Annotated in this window: 8 protein-coding genes; 1 reads left to right on the top strand and 7 read right to left on the bottom strand. The window is 48.0% G+C overall.

Going from position 1 to position 6,253, the window contains the following annotated elements:
- Positions 1–150 precede the first annotated feature (150 nt).
- The 7 genes from Q338_RS15465 to Q338_RS06090 form a co-directional block, all read right to left on the bottom strand.
- Positions 151–366: a hypothetical protein gene (locus Q338_RS15465; protein WP_051968515.1), complete on the bottom strand. Its 216-nt coding sequence runs from the start codon at positions 364–366 to the stop codon at positions 151–153.
- Positions 367–453: 87 nt separating this feature from the next.
- Entirely contained in the window at positions 454–1,440 is a 987-nt protein-coding gene (lipA, locus tag Q338_RS06115) for a lipoyl synthase (protein ID WP_034293099.1), read from the bottom strand.
- Positions 1,441–1,493: 53 nt separating this feature from the next.
- Complete coding sequence (locus Q338_RS06110; protein WP_034293097.1) at positions 1,494–1,745, bottom strand: virulence factor; 252 nt, start codon at positions 1,743–1,745, stop codon at positions 1,494–1,496.
- A 3-nt stretch (positions 1,746–1,748) separates the two neighbouring features.
- Positions 1,749–1,940, bottom strand: a complete 192-nt coding sequence (locus Q338_RS06105) for a DUF5397 family protein (protein WP_034293095.1) — start codon at positions 1,938–1,940, stop codon at positions 1,749–1,751.
- A 90-nt stretch (positions 1,941–2,030) separates the two neighbouring features.
- Entirely contained in the window at positions 2,031–2,306 is a 276-nt protein-coding gene (locus Q338_RS06100) for a hypothetical protein (protein WP_034293093.1), read from the bottom strand.
- A 65-nt stretch (positions 2,307–2,371) separates the two neighbouring features.
- Positions 2,372–2,974 (bottom strand): lipoyl(octanoyl) transferase LipB, encoded by a 603-nt coding sequence (gene lipB, locus Q338_RS06095; RefSeq protein WP_034293091.1) that lies wholly within the window; start codon positions 2,972–2,974, stop codon positions 2,372–2,374.
- Between the two features lies 1 nt (position 2,975).
- The gene (locus Q338_RS06090) at positions 2,976–3,245 is read right to left on the bottom strand and encodes a YbeD family protein (protein WP_034293089.1); all 270 of its coding nucleotides are present in this window, start codon (positions 3,243–3,245) and stop codon (positions 2,976–2,978) included.
- 511 nt (positions 3,246–3,756) lie between these two features.
- On the opposite strand from Q338_RS06090, the gene Q338_RS15155 reads away from it, so the two are divergent.
- Positions 3,757–6,249, top strand: coding sequence for an NAD-dependent DNA ligase LigA (locus Q338_RS15155; protein ID WP_084693552.1), 2,493 nt, complete (start codon positions 3,757–3,759; stop codon positions 6,247–6,249).
- The last annotated feature ends 4 nt before the right edge of the window (positions 6,250–6,253 follow it).

Here is a 6,253-nt window from a genome sequence, read left to right as displayed (position 1 = left end):
CGTAATGAGAAAATGCCGAACCCGTGTTATAGGGTGGGTCTATGAAAATACATTTGACGCTGCCTGCATAAAACGGCAGCAAAGATTTCAGTGCGTCCAAATTGTCGCCCTGAATAATCAGATTATCATCATTAGTTTGTTGATTTTCAATTAAATTTTCAGTATAATTGGCTGGCTGGCTGGCTGGCTGGCTGGCTGGCTGGCTGGCTGGCTGGCTGGCTGGCTGGCTGGCTGGCTGGCTGGCTGGCTGGCTGGCTGGCTGGCTGTGCCATAAGAATACTCTTTATTTTCAATCAATAAGCGATATGGACTTTTTTGTGCTGTACGTATGGCTTGTTCTTTGCCCGACCAATCTAATAAAGGCATAATTTCAGTTCCTTATTTCAAAACAATGTGCTTTTCAGGCAGCCTGAAAACCTTTTAGGCTGCCTGAAATATCAAACAAATCAACAATCAATGATGACCGCAACCGCTTTCTTTCAAAGCCTCTTCCGCTTGCACATCGGCATGGTATGAACTGCGAACCATCGCGCCAATCGCCGCATTGGTAAAGCCCATTTCATAGGCTTCTTTTTCAAATTGCTTGAACATATCGGGCGTAACATAGCGCAACACAGGCAAATGCCCATCAGACGGCTGCAAATATTGCCCAACGGTAATCATTTCAATATTGTGTTCACGCATGTCGCGCATGATTTCGCGCACCTCATCGTCCGTTTCGCCCAAGCCAACCATAATGCCCGATTTGGTGGGAATATGTGGCTGCATTTCCTTGAATCTTCTCAACAATTCCAAAGAATGCTTGTAATCCGAACCAGGACGCGCTTGTTTGTACAAACGCGGGTGGGTTTCCAAATTGTGGTTCATCACATCGGGCGGATTTTTGGACAAAATGTCCAAGGCAATGTCCAAACGCCCACGGAAATCAGGCACGAGAATTTCAATTTTCGTATTCGGGCTGCGTTCACGAATGGCGTTGATGCAATCGGCAAAATGCTGTGCGCCGCCATCGCGCAAATCATCCCTGTCCACCGAAGTGATGACAACGTAGCGCAAACCCATTGCCGCCACGCTTTCTGCCAGATTTTTTGGCTCATCGGGGTCAAGCGGATTGGGGCGACCGTGTCCCACATCGCAAAACGGGCAACGGCGCGTACAAATGTCGCCCATAATCATGAATGTGGCTGTGCCTTTGCTGAAACATTCGCCAATATTGGGGCAAGACGCTTCTTCACAAACGGTGTGCATTTTTTGGTCGCGCAAAATATTCTTGATTTCAAAGAATTTTTTACCTGTTGGAATTTTGGCGCGTATCCATTCGGGTTTTTTCAGTTTTTGTTCCAAAGGCACGATTTTAATCGGAATGCGCGCGGTTTTGTCTGCGCCTTTGTGTTTTACGCCTTGCGCGTTGGATAGGGGGTTGGTGGTTTCGGTGGTCATTTTATTAAACCTTTGTTTTTTAATTTAAAAAATATTTTTCAGGCAGCCTGAAATCAGGTTTTCACAAACTTCGTAAAATCCGACCATTGCTCAATGCGGAATGCGCGAATATCACGCACAGAAGTGGGAAACCACGCCAAACTTTTCAAGGCTTGAATGGCAGAAAACAGGTTTGCCATGTCTTCATTGTCATTGACATACAGGCTGCCTTGAACGCGCTGAAAACCGTATTGATGTAGGGTTGCGCCTTTTGGGTGGGCATTTTGGGTGTCGGAAACAACTAAATCAAATGAAATGGCATACATAATTTAATTGGCTTTCGGGTCTTGCAACAAATGGGAGAGCGGATATTGTTCATGTTCGCCACTTTCCAACAATTCAATGCCCACCAAAATGTCGCCATTGGGCAATTCCTGTTCCGCTTTGCCAACCAAATAAGGCACACCGAATGCGCCAAAAGTTCGCACTTCGCCAGTTGGGATATTATCTTGATTTATCATAACTTTACCTGTATTTGATGGATTTTTCAGGCAGCCTGAAAAAATAATAACAAGGGCGGAACACCATCCGCCCACCCAATTGAACACGGCTTATGCACGCACAAAATCGGTCAAATCTACCCATTCCGCCACGCGGAAAGTTTCCATATTTCTCACAGAAGACGAAAACCACGATTGCTTTTTCAAGGCTTCCACCGCCGCCATCATATTCGCCAAATTGCCTTGTTTACACAAATAAGTATTGCCCACGCCTGTAAAACCAAAGGGTTGCAAAATTTGGGCAATTTCCGCATAGGCTTCAGACGCACCTTGACTGTAAAACATTTGCAAATCGGATTTGTCTAGTTCAAAAGTAATACCATACATTGCTGTTTCCTTTGTAAAAATTAAAAAAAGTAAAATAAAAAAATTTCAGGCTGCCTGAATATTTATCAGCCCAATTCGTGAATCAAATGCGCCGTTAATTTGTCTGCTACCGTGTCTAAATCAGGGCAAGGCTGCACCCAATCGGCGATTTGTGTCATTTCCATGCCCGCGTAACCGCAAGGGTTGATTTGTTTAAATGGGGTCAAATCCATATTCACATTCAATGCAAGCCCATGATACACCGAACCATTTTTAATCCGCAAACCCAATGACGCGATTTTACGTTCCCCCACATACACACCGGGGCGTTTTGGGTCGGCTGCAGCCTGAATGCCATATTCCGCCAAAGTCGCGATAATAGCATTTTCCAGCGCAGAAACAATGTTGCGCACGCTGGTTTTACGGCGTTTAAAATCAATCAGCGTATAAACAACAAGTTGCCCCACGCCATGAAAAGTAATCTGCCCACCACGGTCAATTTGTACCACAGGAATTTCGCTTTGGTGCAACAAATGTTCCGCCTTGCCCGCCAAACCTTGCGTGAACACGGGATTGTGTTCCACCACCCACAATTCGTCTTCGGTGGTGTCGCTGCGGCTGTCGTTAAACTGTTTCATGGCGGCGAATACGGGTTCGTAATCACATCGCCCCAATTTGACAATTTTCATGTTAAAACACCACTTTAACCATAGGATGAGATGTTACGGCGCGATAAATATTGTCCAATTGCTCCTGATTTTCCGCTCGAACGGTTACCGTTGCGCCCACAAATTTGCCGCCCGAGCTGGGGCGCAATTTCACGTTTGCTTCGGTGGTATTCGGGGCGAATGACTGAATGGCTTTTAAAATTTCGGGGACAAAATCGGGGTGTTCCGCGCCCATGATTTTCAAATTAAAATCGGTGGGAAATTCAATTAGAGATGGTTTTTCTTCGCTCATGATATTCGTCTTGTGTGGGTATTTTCAGGCTGCCTTTCATTACCCTACAAATTTTTGCTTACCACCCATCTATTCCCTCTCCTGTGGGAGAGAGTTAGGGAGAGGGTAAAATTGTCAATCATCAACGATTTTTTCCCTCTCCCAAAGGAGGGGGGCAGATGGCTGTATTTCAACAATTGTGAGCAATATTTTATTTTTGTGGGGTATTTTCAGGCTGCCTGAAAATGGGTTGAATTAAATAATTTTAACCAAAATTGCGCTATTTTAACCGCTTTCAAGCCTTGATTTACAAGCTATTCAATTTTAAAAACTTTTATGACCCATCATGAAAATAATGAATCAATTATGCGCTGACTGGGCTTCAGGCTGCCTTTTTTCGGTACAATTCACAGTACACGACAGAAATAATCGTAGGGTGCGCTGTGCGCACTAAATCCGCTACAATATTTAAATTATTCAGCTATTTGGTGCGCACAGCGCACCCTACATTTTTGTGATTGGAAACATCATCATGCAAAATAAAATCAAGCAATTAACCGAGCAACTCAACCGCTACGCCCACGAATATTACACTTTGGACGCACCCACCGTCCCCGACAGCGAATACGACCAACTCTACCGCGAATTGGAACGCCTAGAAGCCGAGTTTCCGCAATTCAGGCTGCCTGAAAGCCCCACCCAGCGCGTGGGCGGCGCGATTTTGAGCGAATTTGCCAGCGTAGCCCATGCCGTGCCGATGTTGTCGCTGAACAATGCTTTTTCGCCGCAAAATGCAAATGGCGTGTTTGACCATGCGGAAACTTTGGCGTTCAACGAGCGCGTTTGCAAAGATTTGGGCGTATCATCAACGGCTTACACCATTGAGCCGAAATTTGACGGTTTGGCGATTAGCTTACTTTACCAAAATGGCGTGTTGGTTCAGGCAGCCACGCGCGGAGACGGTGCGGTGGGCGAAGACGTTACCGAAAATGTGAGAACCATACGCAATATCCCATTGAAATTACACGGTAATCGCATTCCAACCATGATTGAAGTGCGTGGCGAAGTATTGATGTTGAAAGCCGATTTCATCGCCCTAAACGAACGCCAAATCGCGCAACAGCAAAAACCTTTTGCCAATCCGCGCAATGCGGCAGCAGGCAGCCTGCGCCAGCTCAATTCCAAAATTGCGGCAGAACGAAAATTGCATTTTTTCGGCTACGGTATTGCGCGATTTGACGGTATTGTGGCAGAAAATCGCCCCAAAACCCATGCGGAAGAATTGTTGTGGTTGGCGGAATTGGGTTTCAGCCTGCCGCAATCTCAATCGTGCCACGAACTCGTCCCCTCTCCCTGTGGGAGAGGGTTAGGGAGAGGGCAAAACGGTGGAGACCCGCTCCCCAGCCCTCTCCCAAAGGGAGAGGGAGCAGATTGCAGGCAGCCTGAAAGTTACGACTGGAAAGTCTGTGCCAATATCGCCGAAGTTTTGCAATTTTACGAGCAAATGTCCACCAAACGCCCCCATTTGCCCTACGAAATTGACGGCATGGTCATCAAAGTGAACGATTTGGCGCAACAAGAAAAGCTGGGCTTTGTTTCACGCGCACCGCGTTGGGCAATCGCGCACAAATTCCCAGCAGAAGAAGCACTTACGGTGGTGGAGGACATAGACGTGCAAGTGGGGCGCACGGGCGCAATCACGCCTGTGGCGCGGCTCAAACCCGTGTCGGTGGGCGGTGTGGTCGTAACCAACGCCACTTTGCACAATCAGGACGAAGTGGCGCGTAAAGACGTGCGCGTGGGCGACACGGTGGTGGTGCGCCGTGCTGGGGACGTGATTCCCGAAATTTTGCGCGTTGTGCTGGAACATCGCCCCATGCAAACCATTGAAATTTCAGGACAAGGCGATTTGTTCAGCCAGCCTGAAACGCGCACCGAGCCACAATTTCCCGCATTCAGGCTGCCTGAAAACTGCCCCGTTTGCGCCAGCCCCATTGTGCGCGAAGAAAACGAAGCGGTGGCGCGTTGCACAGGCGGCATGGTCTGCCAAGCGCAGCGCAGCCAAGGGCTGATTCACTTCGCCAGCCGCAAAGCGATGGACATCGTGGGCTTGGGCGACAAGCAAATTGAGGCTTTGGTGGAACAAAATATTTTGCAAACATTTGCCGATATTTATCAACTGGATATCCCAAAATTGCAAAAAATCAAAGACCCCAAATCCAGCGCAAGCAAATGGGCAGAAAACATTTTGCAAGGCGTGGAAAACAGCCGTAAGCCCTTGTTATCCCGATTTTTATTCGCCTTGGGGATACGACACGTTGGCGAAAGCACCGCCAAACAGCTTGCCGCCGCCTTTGGCGATGTGGCGACCGTTTGCCGTGCGCCCCAGCCTGTGTTGGCGTGTTTGCCCGATATTGGGGGCGTGGTGGCGCAGTCCATTGCCGCCTATTTCAGGCAGCCTGAAAACATGAAAAACCTGCACGCATTATTGCAATTTGTTGAACCCCAATCGCAAAACATCAGCGTGAACGTGCGCGAATTGGCAAGCCCAGCGCGGTGGATTGCGCGGCTGCCTGAAATCAAAATCAGCGAAAAACGCGCCCAAGAATTGTGGGATTTGGCAGGCGGCACGGTGGACGGTTTGCTCAACGACAAAGTGTTGCCAGCCGAATGGCAAACTTGGCGACAAATCCCGAAAAATCATGCCCTATTGCGCGAAGTTGCCGACTTTTTGGCGAATTTACCCGAATGGCATTTGCCCCATACTGAAAATGCGGTTTCAGGCAGCCTGAACGCATCAATTTCAGGCAAAACCTTTGTTTTAACAGGCACTTTGCCCACGCTGAAACGCGATGCAGCCGCCGCAATGATTGAAGCGGCTGGCGGCAAAGTGTCAGGCAGCGTGTCCAAAAAAACCGATTTTGTGGTGGCAGGTGCAGAAGCAGGCAGCAAATTGGAAAAAGCGCAAAGTTTGGGTGTGGCGATTTTGTCGGAAGAAGATTTGTTGAATTTGTTGGGGAATTGAGTTT

The organism is Alysiella crassa DSM 2578 (genome assembly GCF_000745955.1).
GTDB lineage: Bacteria > Pseudomonadota > Gammaproteobacteria > Burkholderiales > Neisseriaceae > Simonsiella > Simonsiella crassa.
Note: the sequence above shows the minus strand (reverse complement) of the source record. Positions and strands in the feature narration are given on the sequence as shown.